Below are 20,461 nucleotides of genomic sequence, written 5' to 3'. Positions count from 1 at the left end.
TTTAGGTTTTTATATGGCGGTTTTTTCAGATCAACAGCCTTTGCCATATCTTTTGTGAGATAATACATCAATATCTTCACCAAGGTCAGTAAACGGACCTTTTCCATGAATAAGCTTATCAATGTTGATCACCGAACCGATATTTTTTGTATTTCCAGTTCCGGGACGATCAAGGGCTATTTGATACATCGTGAAAGCTGCGAAAAGAATTTGAGAAAGATTAAACACAAGTCCGATTTGCCGGGCTGTTCGCATCCGGACCTGCCAAGCCCCGCAGGGGGTTTGCAAACCCCCTGCTACAAATATGCCGCCCTTACAGGGCTTGGTTGCCCCTCCCCTAAATTCATTATAAGTACCTAACCATAAGTTTTCGATATTCGTACGGGAAAGAAACCCGGCTTTTTTCCCCGGAATGAGCCGCCGCCTGTGAAGGAAAAAGCCGGGTTTCTCCGAAAAATATGTATGAAAAACTTTTGATCAGGTACTTAATCAGGAAAAATTAATGGGATGACGGGAATATTTTGGGGGTGACTTTTTTTTCTTAAATGACTTTTCTGTTCTTAAAATTTGATTATCAAGTCAAACTGAATCTGAACAGAACTATCATCGTTAGGAGTTCTCCTAACATTTATTAGGAGAACTCCTAATAAACCGGAAACATACCTTTATATAAAGAAAACATTAAAAAAAACACTTCGTGTCCTTTTTTAAATTCATTGGAATTTTTATTGACAAAACAAATATAAGCTGATACATCAGCATAAAAAAACAGGCTCGGCAGGTGTTACAGCACCTGCCAAGCCCTAATCACTTAACCTTGTGTAGCAGCACAAAGGCCAAATGACTAAGCAAAAAATTTATATCAGACTTCATTTATTGTCAAGATTCTTTTAAATCATTTCAAAATGAGATGGTATAGCTGTTTTTTGTCTTTGTGTTGCCGCTCTTAACGGGAGGTAACAACTTATGAATACCGCAAGAAATTTTGATCTTTTTGACAGACCGTTCACAATAACTCCGAATGACATGTTCAATAAATTTATTGAATTTCCACTCCCGCCTTTGCAAAGGCAGATCGTTGACTATATTATTCGAAACACCTACGGCTGGCATCGTGAAACCTGTGAGAAAAATCTGAAAGAGATTCAGAAAATTACGAAGATCAAGCACAAGTCCGACATCTGCCGGGCCATCCGCATCCTCACGGAAAAGCAGATAATTATCTGTGAAAATAAAATGTTAAGGATCAACACCGATGTTGCAGCATGGGGCATTGTCGTCAAAAACAAACCCAAGTCCATTCCTGTTTCCATACCTGTTCCCGAAGCCGAAAGATATCACGCCAGAGCAAAGGTGATAAATTTCAGAGAGTTTCAGTCACTCAGACGGAAAACTCCTGATGAGGAGCATATCCGTGAACAGGCAAAAGAGATTTGTGATGAAATAAAAGCTGACCCCATGCAATCTGTCAGCAAAGATATCCGGGATGATGAAATAAAACAGAACCTGGTAAAACCTGTCACTCCTGAGTTCAGACCTATCAGTAAAATTCAGTACAGATCTGAGAATCTGAATCAGATAAACGATCTGTGCAGGGAACTTAACGAATATGTCGGCGGTAAGAACCGCTTTAACGCTTATGCGCTGACATTTCAGATGTTAAAAGAAGGCAAAATTGATCTGGCAGTAATCGAAGGGCTACAGGGAACGATCCGGCGATATGAGGCCGGAATCCCCCCGGACAACCCCTGGGGCTATGTTCGGATGATCACAACCGTTCACAACCAGAAGCACAACGAAACCATTGAAATCAGCACACACAGGCAACGGTCACAAGAACTGATCGAAGCCCTGAACAATCATCCGGAGCTTAAAAAGCTCTGTAAGTCATTGTTTTAATATACCACCCCTATTTAATTTAAAGCAGGGACAGTCGGTGTTGGCGCACCAGCTATCCCCTGATCATTAACCCTGCGAACAGAGCGCAGCGGCCAATGACTGAAACATTCACTTATCTTTTTTACAGCGTTTTGTCAATAACAGGATAATTTTTTTGGGTATGTCCCGCCTTTTACACAAGGACAGGTTTTATATGTGAAAGGCGGGACCCACCCGTTTTTTTGCCACGAAGGCACGAAGACACAAAGTTTCACGAAGTTTCTTTGTGTCTTTATGGCTAATTTTTTCGGATGTGTAAAAGGCGGGACACACCTGTTTTTTTGCCATGAAGGCACGAAGGCGCAAAGTTTCACGAAGTCTCTTTGTGGTTCCTTTCTGTCTTTGTGGCTAACTCGGAGCGGGGCATACCACTTAAACGCTTATGAAAAAGCCGGGTTTTTCGCCCCCGGTCACGAAAATATTGGCAGATAAAGAACCCGGCTTTTCAAAATATATTTTCACGGTAAAGAATTAGCTTCTCATATAACATCTGCAACGGAGGCCGCCAGAACACCGGGTTTTAAAGACAGCAAAGCTGGCCTGAGCGCAAACGAGGTCGTCAGCAACACCATATTGATTATGCAAGATATTTCAGCGAACATGGCCATTCTGCCTAAGACGATTCCAAATTTCTGGGATATCTGTGCGCTGTTATTGACAATCTGCAAATTTATAAAGTGAATATCAGAGGCATCAGTCTCCGGAGAAATCCCCTGATGACGGGGGTATTCAGACCAAAGGTTGTCACCCCCGGATGAGGGCTGACATCAAACCAATTATTTTACTATATATGAAATTATAAAATCTTGTCAAAATTATAAGGATGGCTTATAAGAAAAGAGCGGGAGATTGAAAAAAATTCTCTTTTTATCAGGTCATGTCTGTAGTTTTATTTTTACCGTGAAAACACATTTTGAAAGGCCGGGTTTTTTATTTGAAAATATTTTCATTAACCGGAGGCGAAAGATTCGGCTTTTTCATGAGCGTTTATACAGAATTTATAAACTCCCCTTCCCTGCTTTTGCCAGATTGTCAAATCCCGCGGGCAAGGTTCGGATTTGCCAATCCGAACTCGGCAGGGAGAGCAGGTTTTATTCTTCAAACAGCAAAATTGGAAAAACAGAAATATGGATAACACAAACAATAACAGCAAAAACAATTACGGCGCAGATAACATCAAAATTCTGGAGGGACTTGAGGCCGTTCGCAAACGCCCTTCCATGTATATCGGAAATGTGGATGTCGAGGGACTTCATCATCTTGTCTATGAGGTCGTGGATAACAGCATTGATGAGGCCATGGCCGGGGGCTGTGATTTAATCACCATCGCTATTCACACGGATAACAGCGTGAGTGTTGAAGATAATGGCCGGGGCATTCCTGTGGGTATTCATAAAAAAGAGAATGTGCCCGCGGTTGAAGTGGTCATGACAAAGCTTCATGCCGGTGGAAAATTTGATAATGAATCCTACAAAGTCTCAGGCGGACTCCACGGCGTGGGGGTTTCCGTTGTCAATGCGCTTTCATCGTTTCTGGAAGTGGAAATTTACTCCGGTGGAAACATTTATTATCAGACATATGAAAAAGGGAAAAAAACAAGCGAGTTAAATATTACCGGGATAACGGACAAACGAGGCACAAAAATACATTTTCAACCGGACACGGAAATTTTAAATTCAGATAATTTCTCTTTTGAAATTCTGAGCCGCAGACTCAGAGAGCTTGCTTTTTTAAACAAAGGGGTAAGGATAAAAATCGAAGATGAACGCTCAGATGAAAAACAGGAATTTTTTTATGAGGGCGGAATATCTGAATTTGTCGAATATCTGAACAGGCATAATACGGGCCTGCATAAGCCGATTTTTATAGAAGGGGAAAAAGGCGGCACCCAGATTGAAGTCGCTATCCAGTACAATGACACCTTTACCGAGAAGCTATTTTCCTTTGCAAATAATATCAACACGATAGAAGGCGGATTCCATCTCATCGGTTTTAAGGCGGCCCTGACACGCACCATTAATCAGTACGCCATCAACGGAAATCTCCCGAAAAATTTCAAGGCAAAGATCAGCGGTGAGGATGTCAGGGAAGGGCTGACAGCAATCATCAGTGTCAGAATCATGTCTCCGCAGTTTGAAGGACAGACCAAGACAAAATTGGGAAACAGTGAGGTCAAAGGGCTTGTTGAATCCCTGGTCAATGAGAAGCTGAATGTGTTCTTAGAAGAGAATCCCGCAGTCGCGAAAAAGATCATTGCAAAATCCGCGGACGCGGCAAGAGCAAGGGATGCCGCGAGACGTGCAAGGGACCTCGCCAGAAACAAAGGCGCTCTGATTGATTCGACCCTTCCGGGAAAACTTGCGGATTGCCAGATTTCAGATCCGGCTCAGAGAGAACTTTTCCTGGTGGAGGGTGATTCTGCCGGTGGTTCGGGAAAACAGGGCAGAGACCGGAAATTCCAGGCCATTCTGCCTCTTCGGGGAAAAATTTTAAATGTTGAGAAAGCCCGGTTTGACAAGATCCTGCGAAGTGAGGAAATCAAGAACATTATAACGGCGCTTGGCACAGGCGTCGGGGATGAGGAGTATAATATTGAAAAAATAAGGTATCATAAGGTCATTGTAATGACAGATGCTGATGTTGACGGATCCCATATCCGAACCCTTCTCCTGACATTTTTTTACCGACAGATGCCCGAAGTCATAGAAAAAGGTTTTCTGTATATCGCACAGCCGCCTTTGTTTAAAATGGGCAAGGGAAAAAGCGAAGTTTATCTTAAAGATGAGGGCGAATTCAATGACTACATTTTAAAGCGGATATGCAATCAGAAAAGTGTGAAGAACGGAAAAGGGGAAACCCTCCCTGAACACAGTCTCTATATTTTTATCGCGGAGCTTTCCGAATATGTTTCCCTGTTATCGCAGTTCGAACGCCGGGGCATTCCCGCATATCTCGTGGAATTCCTGATAAAAAAAGGCGTGGAAGATAAAGCATTCCTTCAGGATGATGATAAAATGTGGGCATTAAAAGATTCACTGGCCGAGGAAGCATATGATGTCGGTGAAATGATTTGGAATAAGGATCGAAATGTCTATGAAATGATGGTGACACCTTCCAGGGGGGAAGCAAAAACGTTGATAGAAGATATCACGGCCAGAGATATTCAGCCTGTAAAAATCGGGAGAGGGCTTATTCATTCTCCGAAGTTTCAGAAGTGTCTGATTTTGTCAAAAAAGATTGCTGAATTTGATCATCCGCCTTTTTCGATTTTTGCCAAAGACAAGGAAGATGGCGCGGTTCTGACCGAGGATAAGAAAAGCCTTCTCCGATTTATGACAGAAGAGGGTAAAAAAGGAATTGCTGTCCAAAGATACAAAGGTCTCGGAGAAATGAACCCTGATCAGTTATGGGAAACAACCATGGATCCGGCAAAGCGCATTCTGCTTAAAGTGAAAGTGGAAGACGCGCTGGAGGCAGATGAGATTTTTACGCTTCTCATGGGAGATGTGGTTGAGCCGAGAAGAGCGTTTATTCAGAATAACGCGCTTGAGGTGAGCAGTTTGGATATCTAAGCTGTTTTGAGACTTCCGAAGTTTCCGAAATTTCGGAAGGTTAAGTACTTGGACAAAAGGTTTTCAGTATTTTTTTTCGGAGTGCGAAAATCTTATTTCATCCGGATCAAAAGATATGCCGGAACATGATGAACAGGTACTTTATTTATTTTAACACGGAAAGGAAATGACGGATTGGAAAAGCAGAAGATCGAGATTGGAATTATCGGTGGTCGTTTTGATAAAGTTTCAACGGTTCTGGAAGAATTTGAACCCGGAAATAAAAGGTTTATCCATTCTTATGAGAAAATCGGCATCAAACCTCGGAAAGTGGACAGTGTTTCAGAAGAAAGAGAAGTCAAAGTCAAAGTCCCCGCGAGACTGCATCCCACGGTTCTCGATATGAACTGTTTTAATCTCGACCGTCCCGGGGGCGGTGGGATCGGTGTCAGTATCGGCGTATATTTTCACGCGAATGTGAAAGCCATAAAAGAACCGGAGATTCGGACCAAAGGGGAACGAAGTCTGATCGTGCGGCATTTTTGCCATATTTTCAAAACACTTCTCGGTTACACCGGCGGGTTTGAAATCGAGCTTTATGACCACAAACGGAGGCATGTGGGACTTGGTTCATCCATCGGGTCCATGTGCGCGGTGTGTATCGGCATGAACGAAGTGCTGGGCAGACCGTTTTACGGATGGGAACTCCGCAGAATTATGGGATATCACTCGTGCGAGGAGAGTCCCATGTCAGAGGGGCATCTTCTGCCCGCGTTTGAGACCGGCATCGGTGCCATGGTCGGTGTCAACGGCGGATGGGTTGTCGCGGGGGATGACCTTGTCATGATCCACAGAGTGGATCTGCCGGATACCAAAGTCATTGTTTTTATTCCCGAAGTCAAAAGTCTGGAAGATGAGTTCACCGGAAAGGAGACCTCGGCTGAATCAGAAGTCGAGTTGCTGCTGAGAAGGGCCAGAACTCTGGATGCCATGCAGGCCGGTGCAAAGTCACGGATCATTCTATTTGATATGCTGCCGGCAATGGTCAGAGGAGACCTCCAAAAAATAGGAGACGCGCTCTTTGATATCTGTTATCTGGGATCAAAAAGAGCCGAATGCGAACAGCACGGTGCATATGGAACGCCCATTTACAGCTACATTAACGCATTACGCGGCATCGGGGTCGAAATCGCGGGGATGAGTTCCGTGGGGCCCACCATATTTGCTCTGACCCAGAAGCAGGATGTCTATGACAGAGCCATGGCGTATCTGAAATCCCTGGGGGTGTCGGAAACGAGAATTATTGAGACCGAGGTTGACAATATGGGCGGGACTGTCACGGAGAACGGCGTGGAACGGAGCTTTATCAATGATAACTGGTTAAAAGGCTGATCTGATGAAAAATGGCTATAAAGTGAAGATATGCGGCACGACAAATCTTGAAGATGCAAGGCTTGCCGCGGATGAAGGGGCTAATTTTTTCGGCGCGGTTGTGGAGACTGATTTTTCTCCCCGGTCTCTGTCTCTTGACCAGGCAAAGCCGCTTTTCAGTGCACAGCCAATCCCCGGTGTCGCGCTGATCTTTAATATGGCGGAAAAGCGGGCAGCGCAGTTAATTCAGGAGCTGAATCCTTTTGCGGTTCAGTTCCTGGGGGAAACAGACACCTTGTTCATCAGACGCTTAAAAAAGGCTTTCCCTTCCACTGAATTGTGGCAGTCTGTTCATTTGCCAGAGGCCGGAAAACATGTTGATTTTGCACATTTTAAAAAAGCGGTTGAGGATTATATTGAGGCAGGTGTGAATGCGCTTATTTTTGACACGGCCGCGGTGTTTCAGGGAAAGATGAAATTTGGCGGGACCGGCCTGATGTGTGATTGGAACATTGTGAAAAAACTGATGGATGCGGTTCGGAGTCCCGTTCCGGTGTGGCTGGCGGGCGGAATCAGTCCTGAAAACGTAGGCCCGGCCATTGATGCCACAGATCCTTACGGCATTGATCTGTGTTCAGGTGTGGAAGCCATACCCGGGAAAAAAGATCCCTTAAAAATCAGTTCCCTGATTTCAATTATCAGAGAAAAATCAGCAAACAGGAGAAAACTGACGTGAAAGCAGCAGTGGTACATGGAAAGGACGATATTCGTATTGAAGAATACGAAATGCCCGTGGCAGGTGAAGGAGAGATTGTTGTCAGAACAAAGGTGGCGGGAATCTGCGCCACTGACATTAAAACGCTTTTGGGACAAGGATTGCCAAAAGACCTTCCCACGATTCTGGGGCATGAGGTTGTCGGAGAAGTGTATGAGATCGGAACAGGTGTTTCCGGTTATGAGGTGGGAGAAAGAGTCGCTGTATATCCCATAGCGGTTTGCGGGGACTGTTTTTTTTGTAAGAAAGGGCGGCATAATCTTTGCGAAAAGGAATTTGGCCTTGCCCATGGCATCGAAGGCGGGTTTGCAGAGTTTGTCAGGCTTCCGAAAGAAATTGTCAATATCGGCGGCGTGGTAAAGCTTCCGGATGATCTGTCGTTTGAAAAGGCGGTCATGACAGAACCCCTGTCCTGTGTTTATGCCTCATTAAAAGCGTGCGGGGTTGACCCGGGAACTTATGCGGTGATTCTGGGCGCGGGGCCTATGGGACTGATGCATCTGAAAATGTGCAAATGGGCCGGGGCCAAGGTCATTTCAGTGGATCTTCTTGATGACAGATTGGAAACCGCCAAGAACATGGGAGCGGATTACTGTCTGAATTCCGGTTCTGTAGATCATATTGAGGAGATCAGAAAAATTACGAACGGTAAGGGCGCGGAAACGATCATTGCTTCCCTGGGAATTCCCAAGGTGATCGAGGATAATCTGAAACTGACAAGAAACGGCGGCACCTTCAATATTTTTGGCGGACCTCCCGCGGGTCAGATGATTTCTGTTGATCCGAGATGGCTTCATTATTGTGAAATCACCCTGACCGGAACATTTGCAGCGTCTCCCCAGGATTTCAAAGAATGTCTTGATCTGATTATCAAAGGAGAGATTGAAGTGGAAGACCTGATCTCTGACCGGTTTACGCTTGACAGCTTCCTTGATGCGGTTGAACGAGCAAAAAATCAGACAATGATCCGGGGGATTGTTGTTTTTTAAAAGTGTTAGGTGTTAGGTGTTAGGTGTTAGGAAAACCTGTGAAAGTTTCATATTTCGTTGTGACTGTAAGGTCATGACCGTTATTTAAAACGATTCGTTGAAAATTGAGAAAGAAAAATTCTATGTCATAAATCAGGTATTAAAGGAGTGCCAAACTTACAGTTTGGCAGTTCGGCACTTGGGATATCTGATACTCGATAATCAAGTTTTTTTTTCTTGTCATTCCTGCGAAAGCAGGAATCCATTATTGGCTGATTGATCAGGTTTTATTTGTCATTCCTGCGAAAGCAGGAATTCATTTTTTGCCCATGCCACGGTTCCGTGAACTGCGGATTCCTGCTTTCGCAGGAATGACTGGGGTCCGGCTGGGTCGGATAAGAAAACTTGATTATCGAGTGATAAGAATTATCAATTTTTAAAAAGGATGATATAATAATATGGATGGCAAAGAAAGACGACTGAGAAGGATATTGAACAAAGAAACAGGTCGCAGCCTGGTGATTGCGGTTGATCACGGAATGGCTTTGGGTGCAATGACCGGGATTATGGATGTTGCAAAGACGGTCAGGGAGTTGGATGCCACTGGCAAGGTAGATTGCTGGCTGATGACCAAAGGCGTTTATACTCATGCTTTTGATCCTGTCGGAGATCCGGCTGTGATTCTCCGCGCCAGCGGCGGTGCGACAATTGCGGGGCCGGAGCTTACCCGCGAGGCCCGGACCGCGACCGCTGAGGAGGCTTTGATGCTGGATGCGGATGCAATGGCAACCACGGCATTTGTCGGGTCGGTGTATGAGCATGAGACCTTGATCAGTATGGCGGAAATGGCAACAGAATGTCGAAAATGGAACATGCCGCTGCTGGGCGTGATCGGTCTGGGAAAAACCAATGAGGATAAGAAAAAAGACCCCAAGTTTATCGGACTGGGCGCACGGGTCGGTGCGGAGCATGGGGCGGATATCATCAAGACATATTACACTGAAACAGATTTTGACAAAGTTGTGGCCGGGTGTCCGGTTCCGGTGATGATCGCCGGAGGTCCGAAATGCGAGACGGATCTGGATACCCTGAACATGATTTATGGTGCGCTTCAGGGCGGTGCAAAAGGCATTGTCATGGGCCGTAATGTGTGGCAAAGTCCGCATCCTATAGCCCTGCTGTCCGCAGTCCACGGACTGATTCATGGGAATATGGATGTCAGGGAAGCTGCACAACTTCTTGAGCATGAAATCTCAGCCTCTGTCTGAAAATGATGAACTCATCAGCATCCTTCATAAAAGCTGAAAAGCGGTTCACGTGTTTTTCGAGTTACGGAACAATTCTGTAAATTGTTCCGAAGGATTTGCAAAATCGTTCGGCAGTAAAGTACACATTCACCAGATCGAAAAGTTCGTAGTTCCGCGTTCAGGCGGCCTGATATATAAACACAGCTGTCTGTTTTTAGAGAAACCGCCTCAAGGTGGAATGGGCGTGTCCCATCTTTTACACATCCGAAAAAATTAGCCACAAAGACACAAAGATACAAAGGAACCGCAAAGAGACTTCGTGAAACTTTGTGTCTTCGTGTCTTCGTGGCAAAAAAACGGGTGTGTCCCGCCTTTTATCCGAAAAAATCAGCCACAAAGACACAAAGACACAAAGACACAAAGGAATCACAAAGAGACTTAGTGAGACTTTGCGCCTTCGTGTCTTCGTGGCAAAAAAACGGGTGTGTCCCGCCTTTTATCCGAAAAAATCAGCCACAAAGACACAAAGACACAAAGGAATCACAAAGAGACTTAGTGAGACTTTGCGCCTTCGTGTCTTCGTGGCAAAAAAACGGGTGTGTCCCGCCTTTTATCCGAAAAAATCAGCCACAAAGACACAAAGACACAAAGACACAAAGGAATCACAAAGAGACTTAGTGAGACTTTGCGCCTTCGTGTCTTCGTGGCAAAAAAACGGGTGTGTCCCGCCTTTTATCCGAAAAAATCAGCCACAAAGACACAAAGACACAAAGGAATCACAAAGAGACTTAGTGAGACTTTGCGCCTTCGTGTCTTCGTGGCAAAAAAACGGGTGTGTCCCGCCTTTTATCCGAAAAAATCAGCCACAAAGACACAAAGACACAAAGACACAAAGGAATCACAAAGAGACTTAGTGAGACTTTGCGCCTTCGTGTCTTCGTGGCAAAAAAACGGGTGTGTCCCGCCTTTTATCCGAAAAAATCAGCCACAAAGACACAAAGACACAAAGGAATCACAAAGAGACTTAGTGAGACTTTGCGCCTTCGTGTCTTCGTGGCAAAAAAACGGGTGTGTCCCGCCTTTTATCCGAAAAAATCAGCCACAAAGACACAAAGACACAAAGGAATCACAAAGAGACTTAGTGAGACTTTGCGCCTTCGTGTCTTCGTGGCAAAAAAACGGGTGTGTCCCGCCTTTTATCCGAAAAAATCAGCCACAAAGACACAAAGACACAAAGACACAAAGGAATCACAAAGAGACTTAGTGAGACTTTGCGCCTTCGTGTCTTCGTGGCAAAAAAACGGGTGTGTCCCGCCTTTTATCCGAAAAAATCAGCCACAAAGACACAAAGACACAAAGGAATCACAAAGAGACTTAGTGAGACTTTGCGCCTTCGTGTCTTCGTGGCAAAAAAACGGGTGTGTCCCGCCTTTTATCCGAAAAAATCAGCCACAAAGACACAAAGACACAAAGACACAAAGGAACCACGGAGAGACTTCGTGAAACTTTGCGCCTTCGCGGCTGCCTTTTTTTTATCAATTTTTTTGTGATATTGAGTTGTTACTGACGATGTTACCATTTCCGGACTCCCGATATAAGATGCTTTGAGGAACCGGCTGAATTCGGAGCCAGCTCCGAATTCCGTTATAATCAGAAAAGATCAAGTTGCTATTTTGATAAAATGAATATATATTTCTTTATGATTGCCCCTTTTCTATATATGCTTCTGCGACTGAAAGCCGTATGCGATATTTTACCGTGAAAATACATTTTGAAAACCCGGGTTTTTTATCTGAAAATGTTCTCATAACCGGGGACGAAAAATCCGGCTTTTTTATGAGCGTTTATTTATAACAGGCTGTCCGATCAGATGAAACACATTGCTTTTGAAATACTGATGCTTATATTCATTTCAGGTTTTTATACCTGACATCTTATTTTTCAGATAAACAGATGTGATCTGCCAGTCACAACGAATCATAAAACCCGGGGTGAATAACAAATAACAAATCATTTTCATATAAACAGTCATGACCTGCCGGTCAAAACGAAGCATGAAAAATTTGTAATTTTTCCTAATACCTAACACCTAACACCTAACACCTTTTTCATATAAAAAACATTAAAATTCAAAAGGATGAAAAAATACTAATCATTATGTCTGAAAACAGATTTTTAAATATGCTTTTAAAATTGTCGTTCTGTCTGATTTGCATTATGATTTCTTTTTCGGTGTGTTCTGTACATGCCCGTCAGAATGATCCGTTTGAGTCAAAACTGGACATTATCCTCAAGGGGAATCCGTCTGAGCCTTTGTTTCCGACGGGCGCGCAAATTCAGTCCGCTCCCTTTAAACTGAATGCCATCGCCATTCCTGACAAAGTTGCTCAGAATAAGGACTTTACAGTCAGGGTGACATTTGACATTGCACCGGGGCATCAGCTTTATGCAGATAAAACATATATAAAACCGGCAGCGATGTCGGGGCTGATCTTTGGCCAGGTAAAAACGACTTCAGCGACATTTGAAAAAAACGATCCCTATCAGGGAAAAATTCTGATTTACAAAGAACAAGCCACGTTTGAACTGCCTGTTTCCGTGGCTCTGTCTGCTGATCCTGGACCTGTGACAATTATGCTGGAAGCTGGTTATCTGGGCTGTACGGAAACCGTGTGTTTTCTGCCTGAAAAGAAGAATCTGAATGTGGCATTTACGATTATTCCCGCGACAGAGGCATTTGTTGCTGATATCCCTGAACCCATCATTCAGGACACGCCACCGGACCGCAATCCGTTTCAGGAAGCAGCAGACAAATTTGGCGTGCTGGGAGTGCTTTTCGCAGCCTTTATCTGGGGGCTTTTTGCAAGCCTTACGCCCTGCGTCTATCCCATGATCCCGGTAACAGTGAGCGTCATCGGGGCAGGCAGCAGGGGAAGCGTGTCCCGCGGTTTTGTCCTGTCTCTTTTCTATGTACTGGGACTTTCCCTGACATATGCCATTTTCGGAACCATAGCGGCATGGTCCGGCAGTCTGTTCGGAGAGTACGCCAATCATCCGGCTGTGCGCATCATTGTCGCGGGAGTGTTTGTGATTCTGGCACTGGGTCTGTTTGATCTTTTTTATATTCAGGTGCCTTCTGCAATTTCATCCAAACTCGGGGGACAGACTGGCGCGGGTATTATAGGGGTTTTTCTCACAGGTGCTGCCGCAGGGGCGGTGGTCGGTCCCTGCGTAGGCCCGATGCTGGTGGCCTTGCTGGTCTATATCGCAGCCATTGGCAGCAAGCTGCAAGGGTTTCTGATCATGTGGCATTTTGCCCTGGGCATGGGAATGTTGTTTCTGGTCATCGGCACGTTTTCAGGAGCGGCCGCGTCATTGCCAAAGGCAGGCCCGTGGATGGAAAATCTCAAACGTTTTTTCGGTGTGCTGATGCTGGCCGTGGCATTATATTATGTGAAGCCTCTGCTGTCGGAAAACATCTTCATGCTGTGTGTCGGGATATTTCTTATTGGTATCGGCGTATTTGTCGGGGGACTTGATGCCCTGACCGCTGATTCAGCAGTGCGTGACCGGGTTTGGAAAACTGTGGGGATTGTGTGCCTGGCAGTGGGTATCGCGTATGCTGCAAGGTTCGCCCTGGATGATCAGGTTTCCCTGCCCCGGGTCAGTTCCCCCAAAGCGGGGATTACCTGGCTCAAAGACGAAAACGCAGCCCTGGTTAAGGCCAGACAGGAAAAAAAACCTGTAATGATGGACTTTTACGCGGACTGGTGCGCTGCCTGTAAAAAATTGGAACGTGAGACCTTTGCCAGCCCTGCTGTGGCAGATAAGGCAAAGCAGTTTGTATGTGTCAAGATAGACTGCACCGACACAACAGACCCGGTCATCAGGCAGATTCAGGACAAATATCGTATCGTAGGATTACCGACCATTATGTTCATGAATTCCCTGGGGCGCCCCCTGCCTGCCAAATCTGTTACCGAATTTGTGGACCCGGTCACGCTTCTGGCGAGGATGCGCCAAGTCGAACAGATCAAATAAAAAAAAGCTTTGCATTTTTGGGGAACTTTTATTATTAAAAGTTTTTAACTGATATCATCGTATATTGAAGAAGGAGTTTGAAAATGAAATTAAAACCTGTTATATTTATTTTTGTAGTCTTTTTTTGTCTTTGGGCCTGGATTCCCAGCGCCTTTTCAAATGGTATCAAATGGCATTCATATAAGGACGGGGTAACTCGTGGAAAATACGAGCAAAAAAATGTGTTTCTCAATTTCTATGCGGACTGGTGCGGTTTTTGTAAAAAAATGGACAAAGAAACATTTAAAGACCCTGCGGTGATTGCCTTCCTTAATGAAAATTTTATTTCCGTCAAAGTGAATTCCGAAAAGGAAAGAAAAATAGCAAGGGAGTATTATGTGACAGGGCTTCCGGTATCCTGGTTCATTGCAAAAAACGGCGAAAAGATCAGCAGTCTCCCGGGTTATGTTTCCCCGGGCGCATTAATGAATATCCTTAAATATATCCAGACGGACAGCTATAAGGACATGACCTTTAAGGATTTTTTAAAGACAATGTAAGGTGACAGCGGACGGAAACCGTTTTTTTTTTTTTGAAAAACTAAGTTGTTAAATTATGAAAGTAGATTCTTCCGATCTTAAACATATCATCAGAAATACAACTCCCCCGGGCCCTCCTGCTGATATGTCCTATCAGCCGACATGCGTGTTTCTCCTTCTTTATAATAAAGATGAAAAAAGTCATGTGCTGGCCATTCAGAAATCCGATACAGAAGGATATCCATGGCGAAATCAGGTAGCGCTGCCTGGCGGACATATAGATAAAAGCGATCCAACTGCTACTGACGCGGCCTTTCGCGAACTTGAAGAAGAGGTGAATATCACCCGGAATCAGGTTGAACTCATGGGTTCAATGGGGCATTTTCAAACCATTAAGAACAGAGACATTCAGGTCTTTACCGGATTATGGAACGGAGAGGGACCTGTCCGGCATGATCCTACGGAAATTGCAAGGGTGCTTGAAATTCCTCTGAAAAAACTTGTCCGAACCCATGACATGAAAAATTTTCACGGCAGAATTCCTGATATTTATGATCTGAAATATCCGTTTCAGGATGTGGAGATATGGGGTGCCACAGCAAGAATTTTACATCATTTTATTGAGCTTTTGTATCCTTTGCTTGATGACACTTCTTCAGGAGACCTTCGTTGACCGTATCTTTCATATCAGTCTGCAAATCAGCAGATCAGCAAAACAGCCGATATGCAGCCATTCAAAAAGCTGTGAAAGATATGCCAGTTGGCGATTTGAAATTTCCGGATGTGCTAATTCGACAGGAGTATTCACCTGCCGACATTAAAAAATAAAGAAGAAGCCGAGGCAAAGTAAAATATCAAGTCAATGAAGAATCCCGCAGATTCAGGAAAGGAGATATTGTTCTCGTAAAAATGAAGCAGTAACAGACAGTTGGCATTCAGATGAATAAAAGACGAACCTTCTGACGGTTCATCTGAAAATTCAAATTATTGGGAAAAATAACGAATATTTTTTCCAGTTTTTCTATCAATTTAATAAAAAAACTTTATGTTGACGGTTTGGACATTTTTTATAACCTACTGTTGTTATAAGGATTTTAATGCAAGGCTCTGATGAGTCGGAATCTTTATATTCTTAACAAGTCAGGATTTTTATGCCCTTATTTTTCAAAAACTCTCCGAAGTACATATAACAAATGAAAATTTTTAAAAAATTACCTGAAATTATTCAAGGCGGAATGGGGATCGGAGTTTCCAATTGGCGTCTTGCAAAGACAGTTTCAAAACAGGGTCAGATAGGAGTGGTATCAGGCGTTGCGATTGATTCTGTTTTTGCCAGACGGCTTCAGTTAGGAGATAACGACGGAAGCATACGGCGGGCACTGTCAAATTTTCCATGGCCAGATATGGTCAGACGTGTGTTAGATGCATATTTTATACCCGGAGGCAAGTCAGCAGAAAAGCCTTTCAAGCTGATACCTATGCCGAATCTGCGGATGAAACGATCTTACATCGAACTGGTGATACTCGCCAACTTTGTTGAAGTATTTCTTGCCAAAGAAGGGCATGACGGTCTGGTGGGAATTAATTATTTGGAAAAAATACAGCTTCCCACTTTGCCGTCATTACTTGGGTCCATGCTGGCAGGTGTGAATTTTGTATTAATGGGAGCAGGTATTCCGTTGGCAATTCCGGGCGCTCTGGACGGGCTTTCACACTGGGAGCCTGTGGAACTGAATCTTCATATTGAAGATAATACGCAGCGCCAGAAATTTGTGCATCATTTTGATCCCAAAGAATTTTTGTCAGGAAAGTTGCCGGAACTGACCCGTCCCAATTTTTTTGCAATTATTTCTTCTGATATTGTCGCCAAATCATTGGCACGAAAAGCGACCGGGAATATTGACGGATTTATTGTTGAAAATCATACGGCCGGGGGACACAACGCACCCCCGAGAAGAACTAAAAAAACGCGGCACCAGTCAGCTCCGCAATACGGCGAAAAAGACATCCCGGATATTGAGAAAATCAGAGACCTGGGCAGGCCCTTCTGGCTTGCCGGCGGGTATGCATCGCCGGAAAAATTGAAAGAAGCGCTGGATTTGGAAGCGAACGGGATACAGGTCGGCACCGCATTTGGATTCTGCAATGAATCAGCCATGTTGCCTGAGATAAAACAGGAAGTCCTTCGCCAATATATCAATGGCAAATTAAAGATTTTTACTGATTTTAAGGCATCGCCCACAGGATATCCTTTTAAATTGGTCAGTCTGAAGAACAAGATAACAACCATGGAAAATCACAGCAAAAGAAAACGTATATGTGATATGGGTTACTTGCGACAGGCTTATTGTAAGGGCCAGGCTGAAATTGGTTTCCGTTGTCCTGCCGAACCCATGGAAAAATATATCAGGAAAGGCGGCTCTCCTGATGACACAAAAGATAAGCAATGTCTGTGCAACGGACTGATGGCGACTATCGGACTAGGCCAGACTCGTGAAGATGATTTTGGTGCTGAATTGCCGCTGATCACGACAGGCGAAGATTTTTCTTTTGTGCCTCATGTTGTCAAAAATTCAGTTACAAATTATAGTGCAACAGATGTTATTGCTTACATAAAAAGCTGAGTTGCACTGAATATTGTAATGAAGTCAGATGCGGATTTTACCAGGCTTTTTCGTTACTGTCAGGGTGTTCTTTCGCCAATAACTTTGTTTATTTTAACCGTTCAGGCATCAGTATGAGATTCTTTTTCAGAAAAAAGGATCATTTTAAAAAAAATGTTATTATTAAGTTCTGTTAGCATCAGAGTATTAGCGAAAGAATACCAAAAAATAATTGATGAGAACAAAGCCTGATCTCCTTTTTTTCCCTTGCAAGGATTTTGTACAAAAAGAGAATTATAAGAAGGAGATATGATTCTTTTATTATGAATCCGGTTTGTTATATGAAATACCTGTGGCGAAGGCGGCTTTTATTATCTCCGACAGAATAAAACTGACATATTCAAAAACGACCATTGAAACAGACGGGGGACGGCTTCATCTGTCATGTTCAGATAATTTACCTCGTTCCCGCGCCCATCTCATTCCCACGCTTCCATAAACTCAGAGGTAACTGTGCAAAAATTGGACAAATATATAAAGCCGGTGTTCATATTCTTATCTTTGGCGTATGTCGCGGCGGCCTTTTTTTTGGAAGAGCAAATCGCTTCGGTTTTCAAAGATCAGAAGATATTATTGTGGATATCAATCGGATTGAGTGCTTTTAATATCAGCATATTAATGATACATTTATTCCGGAGAAACACAATTCCCCTCAGTATTATTCTGCTCAATGCGGCTCAGTTGGGAGTCTTTTTTCTGATGCACATCCAGATTCACACCATCCTGGGACAAGAAGCGTATTCATATCCTTCGCATCCTCTCCTTTCAGACTGGTTAAAATTTATCGGCGTGTATATACTGAATGCCGCGGATTTATTGGATGCGACCGATGCTTACGGACTCAGCCTGCAAAAAATTGTTCATCAGAACACGCTGGCGGGCCTCGGACTTTTTGGCATGTCCCTCGTAATAAGCCTTTTCATTCTGGGAGCGATTTTCAGAGCCGTCAGTCGCGGTTCAAAAACACAGCTGCCCTCTGCAATAGCAAAATGGGCAGGTCCCGGAGGATTGGCTGTTGCAATTGTGATGATGGCCGTGTTTGGTTGGAACGCTAACGGAGGACTGATCAACTGGTTTTTATGGCTCCTGGATAATATGCTGCGAACTTTGGATGTCGGAGATGCGTTTCAAATTTTCGGATGGCAGATTCAGAACCCGAAAATGGATATGACTTCAGCCTCGGCAGCGGTCTTTTTCCGGTTTATTATTCTTTTTTATGCAATCATCCTGCTGAACCGCGTGTATTTGCATATTACAAAAAAACTCAAGTCTGTTGATGATCTGGCTGCGATCTGCCTGTCGTCCGAACATTCATCCGAAGACCGCATTTCGGCTATAAAAAGTCTGGAAGAACTTGGCACTTTTGCAGATTCGGCAATCCCGCATTTGGTGAAAACCCTGACAGACAGCAATCGTGATATCCGCAATGCCGCGGCCGAAGCCCTGGGGGAAATTGATTCGGAATGGTCTCAGAGCGAAGCCGCTCAGAGCGTGGTCTCTGATCTTGTGAAAACCTTGTCTGACAAGGATAAAAATGCCCGTAACGCGGCGGCCGAGGCTCTGGAAAAAATTGATCCCCAATGGTCTCAGAGCGAAGCAGCCCGTGAGGTAATTCCTAATCTTACGAGTGCTCTGTTTCATCAGGATAAAGACATCCGGATTGCATCGGTGACAGCCCTGGGAGAGATCGGTCCGGCAGCGGAAAAAGCCGTGTCCCAGCTCGTGAAAATGCTGTCTGATAATGATAAGGATGTTCGTTACGCTGTGGCCGGGACCCTGGGGAAAATCGGTTCTGTGACAGACGCGGCGATTCCTCATCTTATAAAGGTATTGGCTGACAGTCATGTCCGGGATGCAGCCACCGAAGCACTGGAAAAAATTGGTCCCGTGTCTGTTCCGGAACTTGTAAACGCTCTGACAGACCAAGAAGAAGATATTCGCAAGGGGGCTGCCGATGCTTTGGAAAATATTGATCCGCAATGGCGGGAAGGGGAAACGGTCAGTGAAGCAGTCCCGCACCTTCAGGAAATCGTGAGGGACAGCTTCAGTTCTGACCGGGGCGCGGCAGTGGAAGCATTGGGAGTGATTCGTTCGCCAGAAGTTGTTCCGCATCTGATCAATGTACTGACAGATGGGGAAGAACAAGTCCGTAATGCTGCCAAAGATGCTTTGGAAAATATTGATCCCCAATGGGCGCAAACTGAAAGTGCGCGTAACGCTATTCCTGAGTTTATGAAGGCACTGACTGAGGCGGATAAGAAAGTCCGCGAATCAGCTAGGCAAGCCTTGAAAAAAGTTCATCCGAAATGGCGTCAGAGTGAAACCGCTCGTAAGGCCATTCCCCAGTTTGTAAAATCATTGTCAAATCCCTTAAACACCATTCGCATCGCCGGGGCCGAATCTCTGGGAGAAATAGGGCCCCCGGCAGAAAAAGCCCTGCCTTATCTTGTAAGAGCATTGACAGACAAGGATAAAGATGTCCGCGACACTGCAAAAGAATCTCTGGAAAAAATTGATCCCAAATGGCGTGAAAGTGACAGCACAGCTAAGTCAATACCGGGCTTAATTAAGGAACTGGCCAATAATGACTGGCGCATCCGTAACGCGGTCGCGGAAGCTCTGGGGAAAATGGAATCCTCGGCTGCCAAAGCGATTCCGTATCTTGTGAAAATGCTGACCGACAGCGATAAGCGAGTGCGAAGCACAGTTATTGGGACTTTGGAGAAGATTGATGGCAAATGGCGGGAGAGCCAGGGAACTCGTAAGGCCCTTGCTTATTTCGTAAAATCGCTCGGAGACAGTCAGGGGATCGTCCGAATTTCGGCTGTTGAGGCTTTGGGGGAAATCGGGCCGGCCGCTGCTCAGACAGCGCCATATCTCATAAAAGCTATGAAAGACACTGTGATAGATGTTCAGAGTGCGGCAAAAGAAGCCTTGAAAAAAGTTGATCCGGACGGCAAACTGCGAGACCAGGATTTAGGCGGTGGCGACAGGTATATCCCCAAGGCGGCAGAAAAAGTGCTGGGGGAAATTGATCCCGAGTCTCCCGAGGCCATTCCGCATCTTGTGAAACAGTTGGCAGACGGTGACAGAAAAATCCGTGTCACAGCCAAAGAAGTTTTGGAAAAAATTGATCCCAAATGGCGTAAGAACAAAAACGCACATCGTGCAATCCCCCATCTGATGAACGCACTTTCCGACAGCAACTGGGCTATTCGCAGTTCAGCCATTGAAGCGCTGGGAGAATTCGGCCCCTTGGTTGCAAAACTTGTTGTCCCCCGTTTCAAAAAAGCCATGGCAACAGACAGCAGCGTAGATGTCCAAAGTGCGGCTAAAAAAGCGTTGAAGAAAATTGGGAATTGAGAATTCAGACATTATCAATTATCAAT

13 protein-coding genes are annotated in these 20,461 nt (G+C 44.7%); 12 read left to right on the top strand and 1 reads right to left on the bottom strand.

The features are described from left to right. Positions 1 to 30 precede the first annotated feature (30 nt). Positions 31 to 255, bottom strand: coding sequence for a type II restriction endonuclease (locus tag dnm_RS01805; RefSeq protein ID WP_276571840.1), 225 nt, complete (start codon positions 253 to 255; stop codon positions 31 to 33). Positions 256 to 966: 711 nt separating this feature from the next. Between dnm_RS01805 and dnm_RS01800 the strand changes: the two genes are divergently transcribed. The 12 genes from dnm_RS01800 to dnm_RS01745 all read left to right on the top strand — a co-directional run bounded on the left by dnm_RS01800 (position 967) and on the right by dnm_RS01745 (position 20,435). Further along, positions 967 to 1,899 carry a replication protein gene (locus tag dnm_RS01800; RefSeq protein ID WP_207681010.1) on the top strand — a complete coding sequence of 311 codons (933 nt, stop codon included), beginning with the start codon at positions 967 to 969 and terminating at the stop codon, positions 1,897 to 1,899. Positions 1,900 to 3,065: 1,166 nt separating this feature from the next. Beyond that, a complete protein-coding gene (gene gyrB / locus dnm_RS01795) occupies positions 3,066 to 5,510 on the top strand; it encodes a DNA topoisomerase (ATP-hydrolyzing) subunit B (RefSeq protein WP_207681009.1) in 2,445 nt (814 codons plus the stop codon). Positions 5,511 to 5,684: 174 nt separating this feature from the next. Next, positions 5,685 to 6,881: a sugar kinase gene (locus dnm_RS01790; protein WP_207681008.1), complete on the top strand. Its 1,197-nt coding sequence runs from the start codon at positions 5,685 to 5,687 to the stop codon at positions 6,879 to 6,881. 4 nt (positions 6,882 to 6,885) lie between these two features. Continuing rightward, on the top strand, positions 6,886 to 7,596 hold the full coding sequence (locus tag dnm_RS01785) for a phosphoribosylanthranilate isomerase (protein WP_207681007.1): 711 nt from the start codon (positions 6,886 to 6,888) through the stop codon (positions 7,594 to 7,596). Next, on the top strand, positions 7,593 to 8,624 hold the full coding sequence (locus tag dnm_RS01780; protein WP_207681006.1) for a zinc-dependent dehydrogenase: 1,032 nt from the start codon (positions 7,593 to 7,595) through the stop codon (positions 8,622 to 8,624). The genes dnm_RS01785 and dnm_RS01780 overlap by 4 nt, the downstream gene beginning before the upstream one ends. A 437-nt stretch (positions 8,625 to 9,061) precedes the next feature. Then, complete coding sequence (locus dnm_RS01775) at positions 9,062 to 9,871, top strand: class I fructose-bisphosphate aldolase (RefSeq protein WP_207681005.1); 810 nt, start codon at positions 9,062 to 9,064, stop codon at positions 9,869 to 9,871. A 2,196-nt stretch (positions 9,872 to 12,067) separates the two neighbouring features. Beyond that, positions 12,068 to 13,891 carry a protein-disulfide reductase DsbD family protein gene (locus dnm_RS01770; protein WP_207681004.1) on the top strand — a complete coding sequence of 608 codons (1,824 nt, stop codon included), beginning with the start codon at positions 12,068 to 12,070 and terminating at the stop codon, positions 13,889 to 13,891. Positions 13,892 to 13,974: 83 nt separating this feature from the next. Then, positions 13,975 to 14,430, top strand: coding sequence for a thioredoxin family protein (locus dnm_RS01765; protein WP_207681003.1), 456 nt, complete (start codon positions 13,975 to 13,977; stop codon positions 14,428 to 14,430). Between the two features lie 55 nt (positions 14,431 to 14,485). Further along, positions 14,486 to 15,082, top strand: coding sequence for an NUDIX hydrolase (locus dnm_RS01760; RefSeq protein WP_207681002.1), 597 nt, complete (start codon positions 14,486 to 14,488; stop codon positions 15,080 to 15,082). A 520-nt stretch (positions 15,083 to 15,602) separates the two neighbouring features. Further along, positions 15,603 to 17,033 (top strand): nitronate monooxygenase, encoded by a 1,431-nt coding sequence (locus dnm_RS01755; RefSeq protein ID WP_207681001.1) that lies wholly within the window; start codon positions 15,603 to 15,605, stop codon positions 17,031 to 17,033. A 331-nt stretch (positions 17,034 to 17,364) separates the two neighbouring features. Further along, entirely contained in the window at positions 17,365 to 17,511 is a 147-nt protein-coding gene (locus dnm_RS01750; protein WP_207681000.1) for a hypothetical protein, read from the top strand. A 14-nt stretch (positions 17,512 to 17,525) separates the two neighbouring features. Then, complete coding sequence (locus tag dnm_RS01745; protein WP_207680999.1) at positions 17,526 to 20,435, top strand: sister chromatid cohesion protein PDS5; 2,910 nt, start codon at positions 17,526 to 17,528, stop codon at positions 20,433 to 20,435. Positions 20,436 to 20,461: the final 26 nt, after the last annotated feature.

The sequence above is a fragment of the Desulfonema magnum genome (assembly GCF_017377395.1).
In the GTDB taxonomy this organism is placed as follows: domain Bacteria; phylum Desulfobacterota; class Desulfobacteria; order Desulfobacterales; family 4be13; genus Desulfonema_C; species Desulfonema_C magnum.
This window is presented reverse-complemented; position numbering and strand designations above follow the sequence as displayed.

Coding starts and splice junctions, on each gene's coding strand:
- dnm_RS01800 (WP_207681010.1), top strand. CDS start 967: ATGAATACCGCAAGAAATTTTGATCTTTTTGACAGACCGTTCACAATA.
- dnm_RS01765 (WP_207681003.1), top strand. CDS start 13,975: ATGAAATTAAAACCTGTTATATTTATTTTTGTAGTCTTTTTTTGTCTT.
- dnm_RS01755 (WP_207681001.1), top strand. CDS start 15,603: ATGAAAATTTTTAAAAAATTACCTGAAATTATTCAAGGCGGAATGGGG.
- dnm_RS01760 (WP_207681002.1), top strand. CDS start 14,486: ATGAAAGTAGATTCTTCCGATCTTAAACATATCATCAGAAATACAACT.
- gyrB (WP_207681009.1), top strand. CDS start 3,066: ATGGATAACACAAACAATAACAGCAAAAACAATTACGGCGCAGATAAC.
- dnm_RS01785 (WP_207681007.1), top strand. CDS start 6,886: ATGAAAAATGGCTATAAAGTGAAGATATGCGGCACGACAAATCTTGAA.
- dnm_RS01770 (WP_207681004.1), top strand. CDS start 12,068: ATGATTTCTTTTTCGGTGTGTTCTGTACATGCCCGTCAGAATGATCCG.
- dnm_RS01775 (WP_207681005.1), top strand. CDS start 9,062: ATGGATGGCAAAGAAAGACGACTGAGAAGGATATTGAACAAAGAAACA.
- dnm_RS01805 (WP_276571840.1), bottom strand. CDS start 255: ATGCGAACAGCCCGGCAAATCGGACTTGTGTTTAATCTTTCTCAAATT.